Origin of the sequence: Streptomyces hokutonensis, assembly GCF_042751305.1 — a bacterium.
GTDB classification, from domain to species: domain Bacteria; phylum Actinomycetota; class Actinomycetes; order Streptomycetales; family Streptomycetaceae; genus Streptomyces; species Streptomyces hokutonensis_A.
The window spans coordinates 212,536-234,565 of the sequence record NZ_JBHYWD010000002.1; the positions used below are offsets into that span (position 1 = coordinate 212,536).

18 protein-coding genes are annotated in these 22,030 nt (G+C 71.5%); 8 read left to right on the forward strand and 10 right to left on the reverse strand.

Translation table 11 applies throughout. The annotated features are described in order from the left end of the window. Positions 1–20 precede the first annotated feature (20 nt). Complete coding sequence (locus ACFXC1_RS07095) at positions 21–371, reverse strand: DUF488 domain-containing protein (RefSeq protein WP_381239901.1); 351 nt, start codon at positions 369–371, stop codon at positions 21–23. 168 nt (positions 372–539) lie between these two features. Here ACFXC1_RS07095 and ACFXC1_RS07100 point away from each other — a divergent pair, with 168 nt between their 5' ends. From ACFXC1_RS07100 to ACFXC1_RS07115, 4 genes are read left to right on the forward strand one after another with little or no spacing between them, the layout of a single operon-like run. Next, on the forward strand, positions 540–1,964 hold the full coding sequence (locus tag ACFXC1_RS07100) for a M1 family metallopeptidase (RefSeq protein ID WP_381239903.1): 1,425 nt from the start codon (positions 540–542) through the stop codon (positions 1,962–1,964). 41 nt (positions 1,965–2,005) lie between these two features. Then, positions 2,006–2,758: a L,D-transpeptidase family protein gene (locus ACFXC1_RS07105; RefSeq protein ID WP_381239906.1), complete on the forward strand. Its 753-nt coding sequence runs from the start codon at positions 2,006–2,008 to the stop codon at positions 2,756–2,758. Positions 2,759–2,776: 18 nt separating this feature from the next. Then, positions 2,777–3,475, forward strand: coding sequence for a response regulator (locus ACFXC1_RS07110; protein WP_381239909.1), 699 nt, complete (start codon positions 2,777–2,779; stop codon positions 3,473–3,475). Continuing rightward, complete coding sequence (locus ACFXC1_RS07115) at positions 3,472–5,298, forward strand: HAMP domain-containing sensor histidine kinase (protein ID WP_381239912.1); 1,827 nt, start codon at positions 3,472–3,474, stop codon at positions 5,296–5,298. The genes ACFXC1_RS07110 and ACFXC1_RS07115 overlap by 4 nt, the downstream gene beginning before the upstream one ends. 6 nt (positions 5,299–5,304) lie before the next feature. On the opposite strand, the gene ACFXC1_RS07120 is transcribed toward ACFXC1_RS07115, so the two are convergent. Further along, the gene (locus tag ACFXC1_RS07120; RefSeq protein WP_381239915.1) at positions 5,305–6,525 is read right to left on the reverse strand and encodes a saccharopine dehydrogenase family protein; all 1,221 of its coding nucleotides are present in this window, start codon (positions 6,523–6,525) and stop codon (positions 5,305–5,307) included. 99 nt (positions 6,526–6,624) lie between these two features. Between ACFXC1_RS07120 and ACFXC1_RS07125 the strand changes: the two genes are divergently transcribed. Next, positions 6,625–7,401 carry a TetR/AcrR family transcriptional regulator gene (locus ACFXC1_RS07125; RefSeq protein WP_381239918.1) on the forward strand — a complete coding sequence of 259 codons (777 nt, stop codon included), beginning with the start codon at positions 6,625–6,627 and terminating at the stop codon, positions 7,399–7,401. Here the strand turns inward: ACFXC1_RS07125 and ACFXC1_RS07130 are convergent. Next, on the reverse strand, positions 7,398–8,294 hold the full coding sequence (locus tag ACFXC1_RS07130; RefSeq protein ID WP_381241117.1) for a LysR family transcriptional regulator ArgP: 897 nt from the start codon (positions 8,292–8,294) through the stop codon (positions 7,398–7,400). The genes ACFXC1_RS07125 and ACFXC1_RS07130 overlap by 4 nt on opposite strands. A 69-nt stretch (positions 8,295–8,363) precedes the next feature. Between ACFXC1_RS07130 and ACFXC1_RS07135 the strand changes: the two genes are divergently transcribed. Further along, the gene (locus ACFXC1_RS07135) at positions 8,364–8,975 is read left to right on the forward strand and encodes a LysE/ArgO family amino acid transporter (RefSeq protein ID WP_381239921.1); all 612 of its coding nucleotides are present in this window, start codon (positions 8,364–8,366) and stop codon (positions 8,973–8,975) included. A gap of 80 nt (positions 8,976–9,055) precedes the next feature. Beyond that, positions 9,056–10,366: an MFS transporter gene (locus ACFXC1_RS07140; protein ID WP_381239923.1), complete on the forward strand. Its 1,311-nt coding sequence runs from the start codon at positions 9,056–9,058 to the stop codon at positions 10,364–10,366. A gap of 8 nt (positions 10,367–10,374) precedes the next feature. Here the strand turns inward: ACFXC1_RS07140 and ACFXC1_RS07145 are convergent, their stop codons facing one another. The 4 genes from ACFXC1_RS07145 to ACFXC1_RS07160 form a co-directional block, all read right to left on the reverse strand. Further along, positions 10,375–10,824 (reverse strand): cyclic nucleotide-binding domain-containing protein, encoded by a 450-nt coding sequence (locus ACFXC1_RS07145; RefSeq protein WP_381239925.1) that lies wholly within the window; start codon positions 10,822–10,824, stop codon positions 10,375–10,377. A 251-nt stretch (positions 10,825–11,075) separates the two neighbouring features. Continuing rightward, entirely contained in the window at positions 11,076–11,255 is a 180-nt protein-coding gene (locus ACFXC1_RS07150; protein ID WP_381239928.1) for a hypothetical protein, read from the reverse strand. A 29-nt stretch (positions 11,256–11,284) separates the two neighbouring features. Beyond that, on the reverse strand, positions 11,285–13,528 hold the full coding sequence (locus ACFXC1_RS07155; RefSeq protein ID WP_381239930.1) for an FUSC family protein: 2,244 nt from the start codon (positions 13,526–13,528) through the stop codon (positions 11,285–11,287). 47 nt (positions 13,529–13,575) lie between these two features. Next, positions 13,576–14,952 carry an NAD(P)/FAD-dependent oxidoreductase gene (locus ACFXC1_RS07160; protein ID WP_381239933.1) on the reverse strand — a complete coding sequence of 459 codons (1,377 nt, stop codon included), beginning with the start codon at positions 14,950–14,952 and terminating at the stop codon, positions 13,576–13,578. Between the two features lie 251 nt (positions 14,953–15,203). Between ACFXC1_RS07160 and ACFXC1_RS07165 the strand changes: the two genes are divergently transcribed. Next, positions 15,204–16,028: a methyltransferase domain-containing protein gene (locus tag ACFXC1_RS07165; protein WP_381239936.1), complete on the forward strand. Its 825-nt coding sequence runs from the start codon at positions 15,204–15,206 to the stop codon at positions 16,026–16,028. A gap of 156 nt (positions 16,029–16,184) precedes the next feature. Here the strand turns inward: ACFXC1_RS07165 and ACFXC1_RS07170 are convergent, their stop codons facing one another. The 3 genes from ACFXC1_RS07170 to ACFXC1_RS07180 all read right to left on the reverse strand — a co-directional run bounded on the left by ACFXC1_RS07170 (position 16,185) and on the right by ACFXC1_RS07180 (position 22,019). Further along, positions 16,185–18,101, reverse strand: coding sequence for an AMP-dependent synthetase/ligase (locus tag ACFXC1_RS07170; RefSeq protein WP_381239939.1), 1,917 nt, complete (start codon positions 18,099–18,101; stop codon positions 16,185–16,187). Between the two features lie 136 nt (positions 18,102–18,237). Then, complete coding sequence (gene glgB, locus ACFXC1_RS07175) at positions 18,238–20,409, reverse strand: 1,4-alpha-glucan branching enzyme (protein ID WP_381241119.1); 2,172 nt, start codon at positions 20,407–20,409, stop codon at positions 18,238–18,240. A gap of 248 nt (positions 20,410–20,657) precedes the next feature. Then, positions 20,658–22,019, reverse strand: coding sequence for a maltokinase N-terminal cap-like domain-containing protein (locus tag ACFXC1_RS07180; RefSeq protein WP_381239942.1), 1,362 nt, complete (start codon positions 22,017–22,019; stop codon positions 20,658–20,660). Positions 22,020–22,030: the final 11 nt, after the last annotated feature.

A 22,030-nucleotide genomic window follows, 5' to 3' on the forward strand; every position in this document is an offset into this window, starting at 1 on the left:
CGGCCCGTCTCCTCAGCCGTTCAGCTGTCGAGGAGGCGGGCCAGCACCGCCGCGTGACTCTCCTGCGGCGACTTCACCGCCGTCAGCAGGGTCACCGGCCCCATACGGACCAAGTTCCGCAAGGTGTGCAGGAGTTGGGCCGCCTCCGGCTCGGCGAGCTCCGCCTCGTAACGGCGGGCGAACTCCTCGTAGGACCCCTCGCCCGCGTGGTACCAGCGGCGCAGTTGGTCCGACGGGGTCAGGGCCTTGGGCCACTCGTCGACGCGGGCCGCGTCCTTGGACAGGCCGCGCGGCCACAGCCGGTCGACCAGGACGCGGACGCCGTCCTCCGGCTCGGGCGGATCGTAGACACGGCGCACGCGTACGGTCACGGGCGGGGCTCCCTCGGGTGGCGGTGATGCCCGCGAGCCTACGTCCGGGGACACGCTCGGCGCGGGGGCGACGCGGCGTAACTTGACCCGCACATGAGGGATTCCGAGGGTGTGGGCCGCCTAGTCTCTGAGACGAATGATCACCCCCCTCACTCTGTAGGAGCGCATGTGACAGACCTCCGGCAGCCGTCCACAAGACGCACCGCCGTCCTCCGCCGCAGCGCCGTCGTGGCCACCGTCCCCGTCGCCGTCGCGGCCCTGCTGGCCGCCGCAGCGCCGGCCGGAGCCACCACGATCGGCTCGTCCGGCGCGGGCGACCCGTACTTCCCGCTCTCCGGCAACGGCGGCTACCACGTCGCCCACTACGGCCTGACGCTCCGTTACGACCCGGCGAGCCGCCACCTCGACGGCAAGGCGGTCCTCACCGCCCGCGCCACCGAGAAACTCACCCGCTTCGACCTCGACTTCAAGGGCCTGACGATCACCGGCCTGACCGTCGACCACGTCAAGGCCGGCTTCCGCCGCGACGGACAGGAACTCGTCGTCACTCCGCGCCGGGCCCTGCGCAAGGGGCAGGAGTTCCGGATCGCCGTCACCTACAAGGGCATCCCCAAGCAGGTCACCGACCCGGACGGCTCGGCGGACGGCTGGATCGCCACCGACGACGGCGCCTTCGTGGCCGGCGAGCCGCAGGGCGCCATGACGTGGTTCCCGGCGAACAGCCACCCCAAGGACAAGTCGTCGTACGACTTCACGATCACCGTCCCGCAGGGACGCACCGCGGTCGCCAACGGCGTTCTCCAGAGCCAGAGGACGGCTCACGGGAAGACCACGTTCCGCTGGCACGCGCCCGAGCCGATGGCCGCCTACCTCGCCACCGCGACGGTCGGGAAGTTCAAGGTCGAGCAGTACACCACCCGGGACGGGGTCAAGGTGTACAACGCCGTCGACCCCCGCGAGGCCACCGCCGCCGCGCCCGTGCTGAAGAAGCTGCCCTCCGTCCTGGAGTGGGAGAGCAAGCTGTTCGGCCCCTACCCGTTCCGCTCGGCCGGGTCGATCGTCGACCACGCCCCGGACGTCGGCTACGCCCTGGAGACGCAGGGCCGACCCGTCTACGACTCGGCGCCGGACCTCAGCACCCTCGTGCACGAGAACGCCCACCAGTGGTTCGGCGACTCCGTCTCGCTGACCTCCTGGAAGGACATCTGGCTCAACGAGGGCTTCGCCACCTACGCGGAGTGGCTCTACAGCGAGCAGCACGGCGGCAAGACCGCCCAGCAGACCTTCGACGCGCTGTACGCCCGCGCGGCGACCGACGACCTGTGGGCGTTCCCGCCCGGCGACCCGGGCAGCGGCGCCAACATCTTCGGCACACCCGTGTACGCCCGCGGAGCCATGGCACTGCACGAACTGCGCCTGGCCGTCGGCGACAAGACCTTCTACGCGATCCTGCGCGCCTGGGCGGGCGGACACCGCTACGGGCACGGAACGACCGCACAGTTCGTCAGCCTGGCGGAGAAGAAATCGGGCAGACGACTCGATGCCCTCTTCCACACCTGGCTCTACACGAAAGGCAAGCCGGCCCAGCCGTAGGAGCTGACGAGTTCCTCACATGTGTCGGTCATCGTCGACTCATGATCACTCGTATGTCCCCGGTCGCACTCGTCGCCGCATCCCTTCTTCTGACGGGATGCGGCGGCGGTGCGGTGGCGGCGACGGACCACGCGTCCGGCCCCGCTCCTGCCGCCGCTCCCTCGTCCTCGCCGTCCCCGTCGTCGGAGATATCGGCCGAGGCGGCCCCCCGCCAACTCCCGGGCGTGGGGCCCAGGATGCTCGCCCGAATACCGGCCGGCACCGAGCAGGTCGTCCTGGTGACGGGCCGCGGCGCGAACTCCTCCGTCTCCACCCTCGCCCTGTACGAGCGCACCGACGACGGCTGGCAGCAGACCGCGAGCTGGGCCGCGCACAACGCGCTCAGGGGCTGGTCGAACCACCACATGGCCGGAGACCTGCGCTCGCCGATCGGTGTCTACCCGCTCACGGACGCGGGCGGACTCCTCAAGGACCCCGGCACCAAGCTGTCGTACGACCAGGGTTCGGGATTCGTCTCGCCCGGCACCGGCTTCGAGGGCGAACCCCTCGCCGGGTCCTTCGACTACGTGATCGCCATCAACTACAACCGGCGGCCCGGCACTTCACCCCTCGACTGGACCCGCCCCCTCGGCGCCTCGCGCGGCGGCGGCATCTGGATCCACGTCGACCACGGCGGCCCCACCCACGGCTGCGTCAGCATCGCCGAGGACCACATGGAGGAACTGCTGCGCACCCTCGACCCGGCCCGGCATCCCGTCGTCGTCATGGGCGACGCCGCGTCCCTCTCGCACTGACCGCCTAGGATCCGCCCAATGTGCGCACATGTGCTGGTCGCCGAGGACGACGAGATGCAGGCCGAGCTGATACGACGCTCCCTGCTGACCGAAGGCCACACCGCGACCGTGGTCCACGACGGGGCCGCCGCCATCACCGCGGCCCGGAAACTCCGGCCCGACCTCGTGGTGCTCGACCTCATGCTGCCCGTGATCGACGGCTTCGGGGTGTGCCGGGCGCTGCGCGGCGAGGACGACATCCCCGTCCTGATGCTGACCGCCCGCTCCACCGAGGACGACATCCTGCTCGGCCTGGAACTCGGCGCCGACGACTACATGACCAAGCCCTACAGCCCGCGCGAACTGATGGCCCGCATCCGCACGGTCCTGCGCCGCAGCGGCCGTACCACCGACAGCAGACAGGAGGACACCGTCGTACGGGCGGCGGGACTCTCCGTCGATCCCGCGCGGCACGAGGTGCGCTGCGACGGGACACCGGTGGACTGCACACCGGCCGAGTTCGAGATCCTGCTCGCGATGACCGCAGAGCCCGAACGGGTCTTCTCCCGGCGGCAGTTGCTCCAGTACACCCGGGGCCTGGACCGGGCGTCCACGGAACGGGCCGTCGACGTCCACATCATGAACCTGCGCCGGAAGATAGAGGCCGACCCGCGTAGACCGGCCCGGCTGCTGACCGTGTTCGGCGTCGGCTACAAGCTGCGCGGCGGTCGCGCGTGAGGCCCCGGATACCGCTGCGCAAGCGGCTGTTGGTCCGGCTGCTCGTCGCCACCGTGCTGATCGCTCTCTGCTCGGTCGGGGCGACCGCCTGGCTGGCGGTGGAGACCACCACCCGGGCCATCCGGGAGGAACAGGGCCAGGACCTCGCCGACGACATGCGCATCCTCGCGCAGCTCAGCGGATACGCCGCGACCCACCCCGAGTGGAAGGGCGTCGCACCCACCGTCCGCGCCCTGTCGAAGAAGATGGGCCGGCGTATCGCCCTCACGACCTCCGACCGCACCCTCATCGCCGACTCCGCACCGCACGGCACCTCCCTGCCGCCCCGCGCCGCCGCGAGCGTCGACCCGCTGCACACCGACACGTACACGGAAGCGGGCGCACAGCTCAGCGGTCTCGACCCGCGAGTCGTCGGCCCGTACCGGGTGAGCGCGAGGGAGCGGGCCCGGCTGATGGGGCTGGCCAAGGAGCGGCTCGCGTGCTTCGCCCAGGCCGGAATCGACACGACCATCACGATGACGCCGAGCGGCCGTCCCGTCCTCACCGACGCGGACGGCAACGACGCCAACGACCATGTGCCCGAGCAGTGTGCCGACGGGAAGCTCAACACCCCGACCCTCACCGAGAGCAAGGCGCTGAAGAACCTGCTCGTGCGCGCCCAACCCTGCCTGAAGGAGGGAGGCTTGAGCTTCAAGGTCCCGTACTTCGGCGTCGACGTCTTCGACAAGAGCCTCGGCTCCCGCTACGTCACGGGTGCGTACAACAAGCTGGGTGACGCGGCCGACATCCGAAAGGCGCAGGCCTGCACCGACAACGCCCGCCGTGCCCAACTCGCCCCCTACGTAGCCCCGGTGGCCGAACTCTTCCTGGGCGGCGGCGACACCACCGCCCCCCGCTTCGACGTCTCCCCGGCGAACAAGGCCAAGGTCGTCGGCGCGGCGGCGGCCGTACTGGCGCTCACGGTCCTGGTGACGGCGGTCGTCGCCACGCGGCTCGTACGGCCCCTGCGCGCGCTGACCGAGGCCGCCCAGCAGCCGCCGGAGCTGCACGTCCGGGTACCGGTGAAGACCCGGGACGAGACCGGCATCCTGGCCGAGGCCTTCAACGACCTCGCCGACCGCCGTGAACGCATGGAGGCCCAGCGCAAGGCCATGGTCAGCGACATCGCCCACGAACTGCGCAGCCCGCTCACCAACATCCGGGGCTGGCTGGAGGTCACCCGGGACGGTTTCGTCGAAGCCGACCCGGCGCTCCTCGGCTCGCTGCACGAGGAGGCGATGGTCCTCCAGCGCGTCATCGACGACCTCCAGGACCTCGCCGCCGCCGACGCCGGCACCCTGCGGCTGCACCGCGAACCCGTGCGCGTCGAGGACCTCTTCGACCAGGTCGCGGCCGCGTACCGCGTCACCGCCGACACGGCCGGGGTCGCCCTGCTCACCAAGGCGGACCGCACCCTCTGGCTGGACGCGGACCCGGTCCGCATGCGCCAGGTGCTCGGCAACCTCGTGTCCAACGCGCTGCGCCACACACCGGTCGACGGCACGGTGACCCTCACCGCGTGGCGCGAGGACGACCGGGCCGTCCTGACCGTCACCGACACCGGCACCGGCATCGCGCCCGAGGACCTCCCGCACGTCTTCGAACGGTTCTGGCGCGCCGACCAGTCCCGCAGCCGCCGCACCGGGGGCAGCGGCCTCGGCCTCTCCATCGTCCGTGACCTGGCCGCCGCCCACAGCGGCACGGTCGAGGCGGCGAGCACACCCGGCACGGGCTCCACGTTCACCCTGAGGCTTCCCGACTCGCCCTCGCCGGAGGGCAGTTGAGCCGGGTCACTGCTCCCGCAGACCCCACGGCGAGCCGTACGCCGTCAACAGGTCCAGGAACGGGCCGGCCGGGAACGCCTCCGGACCCAGCACACCCGAGCCGGTCCACGCGCCCGTGGCCAGCAGCTCCAGCGCGATCACCGGGTTGATCGCGGTCTGCCACACCACGGCCTGGGAGCCGTACTCCGCCATCGACCACTCGTTGTCGACCACGTGGTAGAGGTACACCTCGCGCGGCGCCCCGTCCTTCGTGCCCCGCACCCACGTGCCCGCACAGGTCTTGCCGCGCATCCGGTCGCCCAGAGTCGCCGGATCGGGCAGACAGGCGGCGACGACATCCCTCGGTGACACGGCGACCGGGCCCGAAGCGCTCGGCACGGTGACCGGCTCGGTGCGGTCGAGCCCCAGCAGATGCAGGGTCTTCAGGGTCTCGATGAACTCGTTGCCGAGCCCGTACTTGAAGGTGACCCGCTTCGCGTCGACCCAGCGCGGGACGAGCAGCACCTCCTCGTGCTCCACGTTCACGCACTCCACCGGGCCGATGCCCTCGGGGAAGTCGAAGACCTCGGGCTCGCTGAACGGTTCCGTGGTGGACCAGCCGCGGTCGGCCTCGTAGACCACCGGCGGGTTCAGGCACTCCTCGATCGTGGTCCAGATGGAGAAGGAGGGGGCGAAGTCGTAGCCGTCGACGGTGAGGTTCGCGCCGTCGCGGATGCCGATCTCCTCGATCTCGTCGAAGAGTTCGTCGGCGGCGTACCGCGCGAACACGTCCGAGAGCCCCGGCTCCACTCCCATCCCGACGAGGGCCAGCGCGCCCGCCTTCTCCCACTCGGCCGCGTCCTCGAACTGCGCGTCCCCGAGCTTGACCCCGCACTCCTCGTACGGCCGTTCCGGATGCGGCCGGGACAACGACATAGCCATGTCGAGGTAGTTGGCCCCGGCGGCCCGCGCCGCCCGGAACAGGGGGAGGACGAAGCGCGGGTCGGTCGCGTTGAGCAGCACATCGCACTCGTGCGCGCGCAGGGCCGCCACGACGGCCTCCTCGTCGTTCGCGTCCAGCCGCTCGGCGCGGAACCGGGCACCCTCGGCCCCGAGCGCGGCGACGGCCGCCTCCGCCCGGGACAGGTCGTAGTCGGCGACCACCATCGCGTCGAAGAACGGACGCCGGGCCGCGATCCGGGTGATCGCGCCACCCACACCACCGGCTCCCACGAGCAGTACACGCATGGCAAGAACTCCTTCAGTGCCGATATCTCACCGGTGATACAACGCCGGTCGTCCGGATAAGGTCAATGGCGTTGGCATAAGGCGCCGAGGGAGATCGAGATGCCGAAACCGGTGGTGTCCGAGGAGAAGCGGCGACGGCGTCGTCCCACCAAGAGCGGCACCGTCCTGTCCGAGCAGCTGATCGTCGACACGGCCCTGCGCATGCTCCGCGAACACGGCAGCGCGGGCCTCACCGCCCGCCGCCTCGGCCTCGCCCTGGACGCCGACCCCAGCACGCTCTACCGCTACTTCCGGGGCATGGACGAACTGACCCTGGCCATCGGCGACGCCCTGGTAGGGCAGGCGCTGCGCGGCTGGGAGCCGACGGGGGAGTGGCGGGCCGACCTGCGCGCGATCGGCCTGCGCATCCACGCCGCGTACGTCGCCCACCCGCAGGCCGCCCAGCTCACGGCGAGCCGTGTCACCGGCCGCGCCAACGAACTCGCCGCCGACGAGGCCGTACTCGACGTCCTGCGCGCGGCCGGCCTCCCGCTGCCGGACACCGTCCGGATCTACCACGCGTTCATCGACCAGACCCTGGCCTTCGCCGCCCTCGACGCGGCGTCCCTGGCACTGCCGAGCGCCTCGCTCCGCGCGGACGAGGACATGTGGCGCTCGACCTACGCCCGCCTGCCCCGCACCACCCACCCCCGCATCGCGGAGGCGGCACCGCTCCTGGCGACCCGCATGGTCCAGAGCGCCTACCCGACGGCCCTGGAGATGCTGTTGGACAGCGTCGCCGCCCAATTGCCATCGTTCGGGCAGCGCCCCAAAGGGGCGCGGGGAACTGCGCGACCAGCCACGACGGCGCAGCAGCTGACAGACGACCCCACCTAGCGCAGCGCCCCCGCGGCCCTGGTGGCTACCGCATCGGCCACCGCGGCCAACGCCGGCGAATCAAGCTTCCACTGCTGCCAGTACAGCGGTACGTCGACCGCCCGCGAGGGCGCGAGATTCACCAACTCACCCGCACGCACCAGCGGTTCGGCCTGCGTTTCCGGGACCATGCCCCACCCCAGCCCGGCGGCGACGGACTCGACGAACCCCTCCGAGGTCGGCACGAGATGCCGTACCGCACTCGCCCCGCCCTGCCCGCGCCGCACCCGCCGTACGAAGGCGTCCTGGAAGTCGTCCAGCCGGTCGAAGGTCACCACCGGTGCCTCGGGCAGGGCGTCCCGCAAGGGGCCGGCGAGCCATGCGTCCCGGAACTCCGGGCTCGCGACGGGGAGATAGCGCATCCGCCCCAGCGTCCGCACCGAGCAGCCCGGCACCGCGTCCGGCGACGAGGTCACCGCCGCCATCACCAGCCCCTCGCGCAGCAGGGCCGCCGTATGGGCCTCGTCCTCGCGGCGGAGTTCGAAGCAGACTTTGAGTTCGCGCGGGACGCGGGTGAGGGCGCCCAGGAACCAGGTGGCGAGCGAGTCCGCGTTGACCGCGATCGACACCCGGGTCGGCTCCCCGGCGTCGCTCATCCCCAGCTCGGCGCGCGCGTCCCGCTCCAGGCGGGCGAGTTGGCGGGCGAAGCGGACGACGACCTCGCCGGACTCGGTGGTCCGCACCGGCTTGGTGCGCAGCAGCAGGACCCGGCCCGTGCGCTGCTCCAGGGCCTTCACCCGCTGGCTGACCGCCGAGGGCGTCACATGCAGAACGGTGGCCGCCGCGTCGAACGTGCCCTCGTCGACCACCGCGAGCAGCGTCCGCACCTGGTCGAGGGGGAGCTCCGAAACCATCACGAGCGCTAATGTTACGTAAGAATCTTTAGCTGTACTCCTGATGTCCGCCTCTCTAGCGTCGAGAGCATGACCAACGCCCTCTCCGCAGCGGCCGCCGGCTTTGGCACCAGCCTCTCGCTCATCGTCGCCATCGGCGCCCAGAACGCCTTCGTCCTGCGCCAGGGCATCCGCCGCGAGGCCGTCCTCGCCGTGGTCGGCATCTGCGCCCTGTCCGACGCCCTCCTCATCGCGCTGGGCGTCGGCGGGGTCGGCGCGGTCGTCGTCGCCTGGCCGGGCGCGCTCAGGGCGGTCGGCCTGATCGGCGGCGCCTTCCTGCTCGTCTACGGAGTCCTCGCCGCCCGCCGGATGTTCCGGCCCGCCGCCCTGCGCGCCGAGGGCGAGGGGACCGGCTCGCGCCGCCGGGCCGTCCTCACCTGTCTGGCGATGACCTGGCTCAACCCGCACGTCTACCTGGACACCGTCTTCCTGCTCGGCTCGATCGCCGCCGACCGCGGCCCGCTGCGCTGGACCTTCGGACTCGGCGCGGTGTGCGCCAGCGTGTGCTGGTTCACCGCGCTCGGCTTCGGCGCTCGCCTGCTCAGCCGCTTTCTCGCCAAGCCCTCGGCCTGGCGCGTGCTGGACGGCCTGGTCGCCGCGACGATGATCGGCCTCGGGGCAACTCTCGTCGCCGGAGCGTGAGATCGCGGATTCGGCAGCCACAGCCGGTGCTGCGATAGTGAACCCTGGTCGATTAGATGTAGCGAGCAGCCAGGAAGCCAGTGGACACCAGCGAGAGCACCGACAGCGGCACCGAACCCAAGGCCGAGAAGGACGCGGAACCGGCGACCGGACCCCGGCGCGGCTGGCGCCGCTGGGCGATGGACACCCGCCCGCTGCGCATCCCCACCTACCGCCCCCTGTGGTCCTCCACCATCGTCACGGCCGTCGGCAGCCAGCTCACCGCCGTCGCCGTACCCAAGCAGATCTACGACATCACCGGCTCCTCCGCCTGGGTCGGCGCCGCCAGCATGGCCGGCCTGCTGCCGCTCATCGTGTTCGCGCTGTGGGGCGGCGCGATCGCCGACAGCATGGACCGCCGCAAACTGCTGCTGATCACCAACAGCGGGATAGCCGTCACCTCGGTGCTGTTCTGGCTCCAGGCCGTCACCGGGCTGGAATCGGTGGCCGCGCTGATGCTGCTGCTCGCGATGCAGCAGGCCTTCTGGGGCCTCAACGCGCCCGCCCGCAACGCCTCCATCGCCCGTCTGGTCCCCGCCGAGCAGCTGGCCGCCGCCAACGCGCTGGGCTCGACCGTGATGCAGACCGGCCAGGTCGTCGGACCGCTCCTCGCGGGCGCCCTCATCCCGGTCATCGGCCTGCCCGAGCTGTATCTGATCGACGCGCTGGCGCTGTGCGTCACGCTGTGGGCGGTCGTCCGGCTGCCCGCGCTGCCGCCCCAGGAGTCCGCCACACCGCGCCGCGCGGGATGGCGCGAGGTGGCCGCCGGGTTCCGCTACATCTCGCTGCACAAGGTGCTGCTGCTGTCGTTCCTCGCCGACATCGTCGCGATGGTCTTCGGCATGCCCCGCGCCCTGTTCCCGCAGCTCGCCGCCCAGACCTACGCGCCCTACGGAGAGGGCCTCGCGCTCGGCATGCTGTTCGCGGCGATCCCGATCGGGGCGGTGGTCGGCGGGCTGTTCTCGGGCACGTTCTCGCGGGCGCGGCGGCACGGCTGGATGGTGATCGGCGCGGTCGTCGCCTGGGGCGTGGCCATCACCGGGTTCGGGCTGAGCAGCAACCTGTGGATCGGCGTGGCCTTCCTCGCCGCCGCCGGGGTCGCCGACATGGTCTCCATGGTGTTCCGCGGGGCGATCCTGCTCTCCGCCGCCACCGACGAGATGCGTGGCCGTATGCAGGGCGTCTTCACCGTCGTCGTCGCGGGCGGCCCCCGCCTGGCCGACGTCCTGCACGGCACGGCGGGCTCGGCCTTCGGCCCCCGCACGGCCGTCGCGGGCGGCGGAATCCTGGTCGTGGTCATCATGCTGACCCTGGCCTTCGCGGTCCCGGCGCTGCGCCGCTACCGCATCTGAGGGTGCGCTCAGACATGCCCGTGGAGCGTGTAGTGCTCCATGAGCTTGCCCCGGGTCAGCTCCAGCCGGTGCGCGAGGATCTCCGCGACGATCCGCACCAGGGAGAGCCCAAGCAGCGGATCCTCCACGCACAGCGCGAGAACGGCGGCCGCGTCGAACTCGTAGGCGCGCACGGCACTGAACGCCTCCGCGCCGAAGTCCCACTGGTACGGCGGGAACAGCCACGACCAGCCGAGCAGGTCGCCCGCCCCGAGCGTGCCCACGGTGACCCGTTGCTCGGGCGTCACCCGCTGGTCGAGCGAGACCGCGCCGGAGCGGATCACCCAGAAGCGGTCGGCCGTGCCGCCCGCCTCGAAGATTCTGGAGTCCTCGGCGAACGACACCTCCTGCGCGAGCTCCATCAGCCGTTCGCGCTGGGCCTGGGGCAGGGCGGTCAGCAGTTTTATCGCTTGGGTCATGGCACAGGGCTCCTCGCCGGCAGCGGTTCCGGAATTCTCCCTACGCCCATTTCAGCCGCTGTCGACGTCCCGGGCACCTCGGGGGACGGAATCGGGGCGTGAAAAAGCCCTGGCTGGACGGGGGAGACCAGCCAGGGCCGTTAAGCGGTGGCGGCGGAGGACGGTACGGTCGACTCCGTGACCACGTATGAATGAACCGTAAACCATCAGCGGGCATTTCGTACCCAGCTGAACCGGTCGCGTGACCGGTTTCACTTCTCGGCATGCCGGCCGGGGGCCACGATCTCGTCCAGCACCCGCAGAACGGCCTCGTAGGCCACCTCCCGTACCGGGTCACCCTGCTCCGACCACGAGTGCGCCTCCTGGGCGGCGAAGGCCCTGGCCCGCTGGATGCGCCGCAACAATTCACCCGAGTCCACGACATCAGTCATGCCGGACGTCTACCCCCAGCGCGCGGAGTTCACTGCGCGGGCGCCGGAATCGGCACACCGAGCGGTCGCGCCAGACCGACCACGGCCTCGTCGAGACGCTGAAGATGCCGCAGCACACGGTCGGTGACCCGGCCGTAGCGCGGGGTCCCGGGGGTGCCGGGCCGCAGCAGGGACGCGATGCTCGGCCCGGTCTCGATCAGGCCGACGGCGTCCCCGTCGGCGACATGCGCGCCGATGACCTCGATGTTGTGCACGATCCGCCGCCCCGCCTCCCGCAGCCGGGGATCCGCCGCGATCGACGGATGCGTCGGCAGCAGCTCGGCGGTCGCCGCCAGATACCGCGCGTGATAGGCGCAGGTCTCCAGGAGCGCGACGACGAACCGGGCGGTGTCCCGGCGCGCCCGCAGCGGCGTGATCGGGTGCGTCAGCGGCTGCGTCGAAGCGCTCAGGTCGGCCAGCACCTGGTCCAAGTCCCGTGCCTTGTCGAGGAGTTCGGCCGGGGCTCCACCGCTGAGCTGCTCGACGGAGGCCTCGGTGACCTCCGCGAGCCGCGCCAGCACCGTCCCGAGCAGTTCGTTCGTACGGCGGTCCGTGTGCACCGGCAGCACCAGCGCCGCCGCGACCACCCCGCAGGCCGCGCCGAGCGCCGTCTCCTCGACCCGCAGCACCAGCACCGACGCGCTGTAGGTGTGCAGCAGCGTGTAGAGCAGGCCCAGCATCGCGGTGACGAAGAAGGACATCAGGGTGTACGACAGCGGTGCCGTGTAGAACATCGCGAAGATGAACAGCAGCACCAGCGCGAACGCGGTCCAGGTGTGGTGCCCGACCAGGCCCGCGAGACCGATACCCGCCACGACACCGAGGACCGTGCCGAGCAGCCGCCGGTAGCCCTTGACCAGGATCTCTCCGGTGGACGAGGTGTTGAGGAACACGATCCAGCAGGTCAGCACCGCCCAGTACCAGCGCTGGCTGGACAGGAACTCGCCGCCGATGATCGCCAGCGACGACCCCACCGCCACCTGCACGGCAGCGCGTGTCGTCGGCCGCCGCAGCCCGGTGCGCTCCGCGTCCTCGGCCTCCTCGCTGCCTGTGATGGCGACGTCCTCCGCGTCCAGCTCCTCGCGCGAGCGGGTCGTCGCGGGCGTGTCCTCGGACTCGTCCTGCGGCCCGTCCACGGCGATCCGCAACCCGAGCACCGCACGCGCGGCCTCACCGATGCCCCGGAACACGTCCTGCACGGCGTCCGATGCGGGCGGGAGGTTCTCCTCCTCGCGATAGCCCAGCAGCCGGTTGCGCACACGGGCCAGGCCGGTGCCCGAGTCCGCGCCCGCGGGCCGCAGGACCAGCAGGCGCAGCGCCTCCAGCTCGTGGCGCAAGGTGTCGGTCGTCTCGTCCCGCACCGGCAGCCGGTCGGCCGACGGCACGGGCGCGCCCGGCAGATGCAGGGTCAGGGTGTGGCCCCGCTCGGCGCTGCGCGCGGTCAGCAGCAGGAGCCCCAGCCGCTCGGCGGCGATCTCGGCGTCGGCGATACGCCGCTGCACCAGCCGCGCCACCGCCTCGTCGGAGGTCCCGTCCTCCAGCCGGCCCTGGATCAGCAGCGCCGTCTCGTGCAGCCGAGCGGTCCCCTCCCGTACGTCGTCGAGAGCCTTCTCCATGTCGTCGGGGCCGGCGTCGAGCAACGCGAGCTGCGCAGTGACCAGTTGGGCGAACCGCGCCCGGAACGCCCGCCGCAGCCGGTCGAGCGTCCCTGTGGGCGTCTCCGGCACCAGCGCGAACCGCACCAGCGCGCTGCACACGAAGGCCACGCCGATCACGCCGTACAGCCGGGGCAGTGCGGAGACGGTCGCGCCGATGAACAGGGACAGGAAGTAGATCTGGAAGCCGATCAGGCCGAGCGCGGTGCCGCGGTCGCCGAAGCGGCGGCTGTAGACCGCGCCGAAGATCAGCAGGACGAAGAAGACGTCACCGGCGACCACCCGCGAGTTCAGCAGCGCGCTCAGCGACACCGAGGCCAGCGCCACCGGCAGGCCGAGCGCGAGCGTCACCGCCTGCTGCGCGCGCTGCTTCTCGCGGATCGCGAACGTGGAGACCATCGCCGCCATCGCCCCGGCCACCAGATGAGGCACCGAGGCGTGCAGCAGGGAGAGCACGGTCAGCGTGAGCGCGATCGAGGCCACGGTCCGCAGCCCGGCCGTCAGCCGCAGCAGTCCGGGATCGGACGCCGCGACCCGATCCCACAGCCGTGCCCACGCCGCCCGTCCCGCTGCCCTCACGCCGCCGTACTCTCCCCGGGTTCACTTCAAGATCCGTACCACCGATGCTACGGCTCCTGGGTCCCGGTCCCTTCGACCTGGGCCCGCACCTGCTCCGGCGAGAGATACGAGTCGGTGTACTCGAAGTCCTTCAGCGTGGCCGGCTTGCGGGCCTGGAAGCCGGTGCGCACGAAGTCGTCGCCGGCCAGCGCGTTGAGCGTCCAGTTCGTCGCGACGCGGACCTTGGCGACGTTGGTGCGCAATGCCGCCCAGTGATAGCCGCGGGCGGCGAACTGGGCGGGCAGGCCGCGCAGTTCGATGCCGAGCGGCTTGGACACCGCGTCCCTGCCGCCGAGGTCCACGACCAGCCCGAGGTCCTTGTGGACGTACGGCTTCAGCGGCTGGTTGCGCAGGGTCGCGATCACGTTGTCGGCGACGACCTTGCCCTGCCGCATCGCGTGCTGCGCGGTCGGCGGGCAGATCGCGCCTTCATCGCCCTTGGCCTCGTCCGGCACCGCGCCGGCGTCCCCGAGCGCGAACACCCCGTCGTGTCCGGGGAGGTTCATGTCGGCGGTGACCGCGAGCCGCCCGCGAATCGTTTCCGCGCCGAGGGTGGCGATCAGCGGGCTGGCGACCACACCGGCCGTCCAGATCAGCGTCCGGGTCGGCACCACGCGCCCGTCGGTGAAGGTGACCTCCTCCGGCCCGGCCTTGGCGATGGAGACACCCAGGGAGATGTCGATACCGCGCCTGGTCAGGATCTGCTGCGCGCTCTTGCCGAGCTTGTCGCCCAGCTCGGGCATCAGCTTCGGCGCGATGTCGATGAGGTGCCACTTGATCAGGCCCGGGTCGATCCGGGGGTAGCGCTTGACGGCGGCGTGCGTCAGCTTCTGCAGACAGGCGGCCGTCTCGGTGCCGGCGTACCCGCCGCCGACCACCACGAACTGCAGCCGCGAGGCCTTCTCCGCCGGGTCGTCGCTCGCGTCCGCGAGGTCGAGCTGCGTGATCACGTGGTCGCGGATGTAGGCGGCCTCGGCGAGGGTCTTCATCCCGAAGGCGTGATCCGTCAGCCCCGGGATGTCGAAGGTGCGGGTGATGCTGCCGGGGGACAGCACGATGTAGTCGTAGGGCTCGTTGACGATCTCGTCGTTGATCGTGCGGATCACACAGACCTTGGCCTTGATGTCCACACCGATGGCACCGCCCGGGATGATCCGGGTGCGGTACTTCTTGCTGCGGCGCAGCGAGACGGCGATCGACTGCGGGGTCAGGACGCCGGAGGCGACCTGCGGCAGCAGGGGGAGATAGAGCTGGTAGGAGAACGGCGTCACCAGGGTGACGTCGGCCTCGTCGGTGTTCAGTTTCCGTTCCAGGCGGCGAACGCACTCAACTCCTGCGAAGCCTGCGCCAACCACCAGGATCCTCGGTCGTGTCACGGTGTTCATCCCTTCTGCGGCTCCAGGCGGTCTGCCTCGACGCCGTACGCCTGCCCCTGGATCGCTGCTTCGCACACCAACATCGATCCCACCGTGCCGGGAGCCGTTCCGCCAGCTGAGCGCGGCAGGCAGACGAACGCGTGGGCACCAGCATGCCCCGCCGACGCCCGGCGTACGCCCCGGGCGCGTGAACAAATGGCGTACGTGAACCGGCCCCGACCCGCTCTTGGGTGACCGCTTCGGACCGTAGAGTGCACGCCATGTCGCACACTCAGCCCGAGCCGGGGTCCGGCTTCCGCACCCAGAACATCGACCCCGGCGGCGTGCCGCGGCTGGTGGCCGCGCTCGACATACAGGAGGCCAATCCCGGCGTACGACGCCTGCGGGCCTGGGCGCACGAGGCACTCGCCCCGCGTGCCGGCGAGCGCGCCCTCGACATCGGGTCCGGCACCGGCTCGACGACCCGTGAACTCGCCGCGGCTGTCGGCCCGACGGGGTCGGCGCTCGGAGTCGAGCCCAATCCCGGGCTGCGGACGATCGCCCAGGAGCGCGCCGCCGAGGCCGGCAACCCGGCCCGCTTCACGGACGGCGACGCGCTGTCCCTGCCCGTCCCGGACGCCTCCGTGGACGTCGTCTGGTGCGAACGGGTCCTCCAGCACCTCGCCGAGCCGGACAAGGCCGTCGCCGAGATGGCCCGCGCGCTGCGCCCCGGCGGGCGCGTGGCCCTCCTCGACACCGACTGGGCGACCACGATCCTGCACCCCGGCGACCCGGAGATCATGTCCGCGCTCACTTCGGGCGCCCTCACCGGCGCGGCCAACCCCTACGCGGGACGCCGGCTCGTCGGCCAGCTCAGCGCGGCCGGATTCGTCGTCGACGACCGCGGCTCGCAGGCGCTGCTCCAGGACCACCGGTCGGTCGTCTGGCCGCTGATCCGCATGCTCGGCGAGTCCGCGGTGCGCCGCGGCGCGCTCACAGAGGCTCAGCGCGATCGCGCGTACGCCGACCTCAGCGAGGCGGCCGAACAGGGCGCGCTGCACATGTCGGTGACGATGTTCGCGGTCGTGGCCCACCGCCCGGAGTGATCGCAGGCCGGTGACCTGGGGCCTGTCCGGCGGGGCCCGGCAGGGGCCCGAAGGCGTGGGGTCCAGCAGCGTCGTCGCCGGTCACCGATGCTCGCGGTCTTTGCTTCGCGCGACCGGCGGGCCCGCCGCCCGGAGCGACCCCGTGTGCCGGTGACCTCACCGGAACACGTTGTCCGCGTCCTCCCACCCCGTGACCTGCTCCTCCACTGGCGGCAGTCGCGGGGCACGCGCGCGTGCCTGGTACATCGCGTCGATCTCGAACGCGTATTTCCGCACGATGGCGTCCCTGCGCAGCTTCATCGACGGCGTCAGCAGCCCGCCCGCGACGTCGAACGGCTGCGGGAGCACCCGGAACACCCGGATCGACTCGGCACGCCCCACCGGGCTGTTGGCGGCTGCCACGGCCCGGGTGATCTCCTCCCGCAGCGCGTTCTCCTCACGGGCCTCCCGGCCCCGCGCGTCGCTCTGCATCGCGAGGCCGGCCTGCCAGTGCGCCACGAACTCCGGGTCCAGGGTCAGCAGCGCCCCCACACAGGGACGGTCGTCGCCGACGACCACCGCCTGATGGATCAGGGGATGCATGCGCAGCCGGTTCTCCAGGGCGGCCGGCGCCACGCTCTTGCCGCTGCTGGTGATGATGATGTCCTTCTTGCGGCCGGTGATCGTGAGATACCCCTCGGTGTCCAGCCGCCCGATGTCCCCGGTCGCCAGCCAGCCCGCGTGCATGGTCGCCCGGGTCGCCCGCTCGTCGTTGATGTAGCCCTGGAACACCGAGGGACCGTGCACCAGGATCTCGCCGTCCTCCGCGACCCGGATCTCGGTGCCCGGCAGCGCCTGCCCCACGGTGCCGATCTTCTCGCGGCCCGCCGGTTGCATGGTGATCCCGCCGGCGGTCTCCGTGAGCCCGTAGCCGTCGTGCACCATGATGCCGATGCCCGCGTAGAACAAGGACAGTTCACGGTTCAGCGGAGAGCCGCCCGAGGTGCCGCCGACCACCCGGCCGCCCAGGCCCGCGCGCAGCTTGCGGTAGACCGTCCGCTCGAACACGGCGTGCTGCAGCCGCAGATCGAGTCCGGGGCCCGAGCCCCGGCCGAGTCTCAGCCGCTCCTCGGCCGCCGCGAACTCCCGCGCGGTCGCCGCGGCCCGCTCGAACAGCGCGCCGCGGCCCAGCTGTTGGGCCGTCCGCAACATGTTCTTGTAGATCTTCTCGAAGACCGACGGCACGGCGTAGAGATAGGTGGGCCGGAAGGACCGCAGCCCCGACACCAGAGCGGCCTCGGTCATCTCCGGCTCGTGGGCCATCAGCCAGCCGCCACGCGTGCACAGGCCCTGGATCATCAGGCCGTACACATGCGAGAAGGGCAGGAAGGCCAGCACGGCCGGCTGTTCCCCCGCGGGCGCCGCCGTGTTCGGCCAGCCCGAGAGCAAGATGTCGCATGGGCTGGCGAGGCTGCGGTGGGTCAGCGCGCAGCCCATGGGCCGGCCCGAGGTGCCCGAGGTGTAGGCGACGACGGCGGTCGAGTCCGGCATCACGATCCGGCGCAGCGAGTCCACCGTGGTCTGCGGGATGTACGTGCCCCGCTCCACGAGCTGGGCCAGCGCCCCGGAGTCCAGTTGCCAGACGTGTCGCAGCAGCGGCAGCGCGGCACACACCGTGCCGACCGTCATGATGCCCTGTTCGTCCTCCACGACCACGGCCACACAGTTGGCGTCCCGCAGGATCCACTCGACCTGCTCGCGCGAGGACGTCGGATGGACCGGCACCACCTCGGCGCCGACGGCCCACAGGGCGTGGCTGAACACCGTCCACTCGTAACGGGTGCGGGCCATGATCGCGACCCGGCTGCCCGGCGAGATCCCGGAGGCGATCAACCCCTTTGCCACGTCGACGACTTCGTCCCGCAGTTCGACCGCGGTCACCTCCTCCCACACGGCGACGGAGGGGTCGGGGCGGCGCGCGATCAGCGGACGGGTGGGATTGACGGCCGCGGTCTCGAAGACGCTGTCGGCGAGGCCGCCGGTCAGGGTGGACAGGGCGGAGGTGGGGGGTGGAGCGACGGCGAAGTCGCGCATGCGCTGCTCCTGGGTTGTACGGGGCGTGACTCTGCCGATCATTGCTGTTATCGACGGTGCTCGAATGTAGCCCAGGTGTGAGCGATTGGTGAGGGGAACAGGGAAGTGCCCTTACCGAGTTTGGCGGCGAGCGGATTCACCCCGGTGTCAGCCACACCGTCGCCAGGGGCGGGAGCGTGAGCCGGATGTGACCGTCCTCCGGTTTGACCGGATCCGGGTTGATCACATCGCTGCCGCCGAAGGCGGCGCCGTCGGTGTTGAGGACTTCGCGCCAGGCCGGGACGTCCTCCGGGACCCCGAGCCGGTAGTCGTGGCGGACGACGGGGGAGAAGTTGCTGACGGCGAGAAGCGGCGCGCCCCCGGCGTCGAACCTCAGGAACGCGAAGACGTTGTCCTCGGCCGCGTCGCCCAATACCCAGCGGAAACCGGAGGGTTGGGTGTCGAGCTGCCAGAGGGCGGGTGTGCGGCGGTAGACGGTGTTGAGATCGCGGACCAGGCTCTGGACACCCCGGTGGTCGGGCGAGGCGTCGTAGGCCGGGTCGAGCAGCCACCAGTCGGGGCCGTGGGATTCGGACCATTCGGCGCCCTGGGCGAACTCCTGGCCCATGAAGAGGAGTTGCTTGCCGGGGTGGGCCCACATGAAGGCGAGGTAGGCGCGGAGGCTGGCGCGTTGCTGCCACCAGTCGCCGGGCATCTTCGACACCAAGGACCGCTTGCCGTGGACCACTTCGTCGTGCGAGATCGGCAGGACGTAGTTCTCGCTGTACGCGTACACCATCGAGAAGGTCATCTCGTGGTGATGGAACTTGCGGTGGACGGGCTCGTGCGCCATGTAGCCGAGCGAGTCGTGCATCCAGCCCATGTTCCACTTCAGTCCGAAGCCGAGGCCGCCGGTGTCGGTGGGGCGGGTCACGCCGTCCCAGGCGGTGGACTCCTCGGCGATCGTCACGACACCGGGCACCCGGCGGTACACGGTCGCGTTCGTCTCCTGGAGGAAGGCGACCGCGTCCAGGTCGTCGCGCCCGCCATGGACGTTCGGGGTCCACTGGCCCGAGTCGCGTGAGTAGTCGAGGTAGAGCATCGAGGCGACCGCGTCCACGCGCAGGCCGTCGATGTGGAACTCCTGGCACCAGTACACGGCGTTCGCCACAAGGAAGTTGCGCACCTCGGTCCGCCCGAGGTCGAACTCGTACGTCCCCCAGTCCGGGTGCTCGGCCCGCCGCGCGTCCCCGGGCTCGTACAGCGGCTCCCCGTCGAACCGGGCCAACGCCCAGTCGTCCTTGGGGAAGTGCGCCGGCACCCAGTCCATGATCACGCCGATTCCGGCCTGGTGCAGGGCGTCGACGAGGAACTTGAAGTCGTCGGGCGTGCCGAGGCGGGCGGTCGGGGCGTAGAAGCCGGTGACCTGGTAGCCCCAGGAACCGCCGAAGGGATGCTCGGTCACGGGCATGAACTCGACGTGGGTGAAGCCCAGGTCGTTGACGTACGCGGGGAGTTCGACGGCCAGCTGACGGTACGTCAGCCCGGGCCGCCAGGACGCGAGATGCACCTCGTACACGGAGAACGGCGCTTCGTGGACCGGTGTTTCCGTCCGGCGGGCGATCCACTCCGCGTCGTCCCACTCATGGTGCGAGGCCGTCACGATGGACGCCGTGGCGGGCGGCACCTCCGTACGGCGGGCCATCGGGTCCGCCTTGAGGAAGCGGTCGCCGTGCCGCGAGGTGATCTCGAACTTGTAGCGGGCGCCCTCGCCCACTCCCGGCAGGAACAGCTCCCACACACCCGACGAACCGAGCGACCGCATCGGGAAGGCCGTCCCGTCCCAGGAGCTGAAGTCCCCGGCGACACGCACCCCTTGGGCGTTCGGCGCCCACACGGAGAAGCGCGTGCCGGAGACTCCCTCGTGGGTCATCGGCTCGGCGCCGAGCGCCTTCCACAGTTCCTCGTGACGCCCCTCCCTGATCAGGTGCAGATCGAGATCCCCGAGCGCGGGCAGGAAGCGGTACGGGTCGTGCACCTCGTGCTCGTCGCCCTCCGCGTACGACACCAGCAGCGTGTACGCCGGGATCGCGTCGAGCGGCAGCACGCCGGAGAAGAGACCGCCCCCTTCAGAGGCGAGCGGGTTGCGCATCCCGTCGATCACGACACTCACGGCCCGGGCGTACGGCCGTAGCGCCCGGAAGGCGATCCCGCCCGATACCGGACGCGCGCCGAGCAGCGCGTGCGGGTCGTGGTGGGCGCCCGACAGCAGGCGCTCGCGGTCGGCCGGGTCCAGCGGGGCGGACGCCGTGGGACCACCTGCGCCCAGGTGAACCGGAACGGCCGCGGGCGCGGCCGGGGCGCCGGTCTCCGGAGTGGCGGGCCCGGTTGGTTCGCCTGTCTCCAGGACGGCCGCCGTGGGTGAGCCGGCCGACTCCGGAGCCTCCGTGACGGGCCGCGAGCCGGTCTCCGTCGCGTCAGGCCCGGTCGGGCCGCCCGCGTCCGGGGTGGCCGGGCCGCCGGGCGTGGCCGGACCGCCCGCCTCCGAAGGTGAAGTGTCGCGCAGGGCCACGGAGTTCAGCCTCCTCGGACGGCGAGTCGCTCGATCGCCGCCATGGGTACGGGAAGCCAGTCCGGGCGGTGTCTGGCCTCGTACAGCACTTCGTAGACCGCCCGGTCCGTCTCGTAGGCGCGGAGCAGGGCGTGCTTGGTGCGGGGGTCCCAGCCGGCCCGGGCCGCGTAGCCCGCACAATAGGCCTCCCGGCAGCGGCGCGCCCACTCGGGGCGCCAGGGACGGCGCTGCCTGGCCGCGTAGTCGAAGGAACGCAGCATCCCGGCGATGTCCCGCACCGGTGACTGCGCGCTGCGCCGCTCGGCCAGCGGCTTGGACGGCTCGCCCTCGAAGTCGATGACGAACCAGTCGCGGCCGGCCCGCAGCACCTGCCCGAGATGCAGATCGCCGTGGATCCGCTGGGCGGGCGGCCCGGCGTCACGGCCGACCAGGGCGCCGAACGCGGCCCGCAGCCCGGGCACGGACGGCCGCAGGGCGGCAACGGAGTGCGCGGCGGCTTCCAGACGCTCGGTCATTGCGGCGGCCGTGTGTTCGTTTCCCGTCGCGCTCTCGGACGGAAAAGCCGCGGCCAGCGCGAGATGGACATCGGCGGTTGCCTGCCCCAACTCGTGAGCCTCTGTGGTGAATTGATCTCCAACGGCGAGTGCGCGCAGCGCCAGCGCCCAGCCGTCGGACGCGTCCGGCAGGAACGGCTGGAGCACACCGAGCGTCGCGGCCCATGGCTGAGCCGTCCGGAACCACGCCACCGGCGCCGGGACCCGGGTGCAGCCTTGCGCCGCCAGCGCCCCCGGCAGCTCCAGGTCCGGATTGACGCCGGGCTGGATGCGCCGGAACACCTTCAGGATGAACCGGTCGCCGTACACCAGCGACGAGTTGGACTGCTCGGCGTCCAGCAGCCGGGGCGCGAGTCCGCCGGGCACCGGCATCGACGGGTCCGCCTCGAAGCGCAGGGGGCCCGCCGTACCGGGGTGCCGCAGCCGCTCCAGCAGCAGTTCGGCCGAGCGCGGGTCCTGCAAGGCGTCGTACACCGCGAGTCCGGCCAACGGGCCTTCCTCCACCCGGCCGACGAAGGCCCGGGCGAGCCTCGGCGAGACGTGTTCCCTTACGCCGAGCAGGAGTTGGTAGCAGTCGCCGGGCGGGGGAGTGCCGCCCGGCGCGGGAACTCCCGTGTGGGAGGCGTGCACCAGCAGATGGAGGCAGCCCGGGAACAGTTCAGTGGTGGACAGCACGTCGAGGTCGGCCACCGGCCGGTCCTTGCCGGCGAACCAGCGCTGCCCGGGCAGCCATTCGCGCAGCAGTCCGGCGAGCGTGGCCGGCGGCCGGTCGACGGCGGGGCCGCTCGGTCGGAGGGGTGCGGTCTTCGGCATGGTGACGCGTC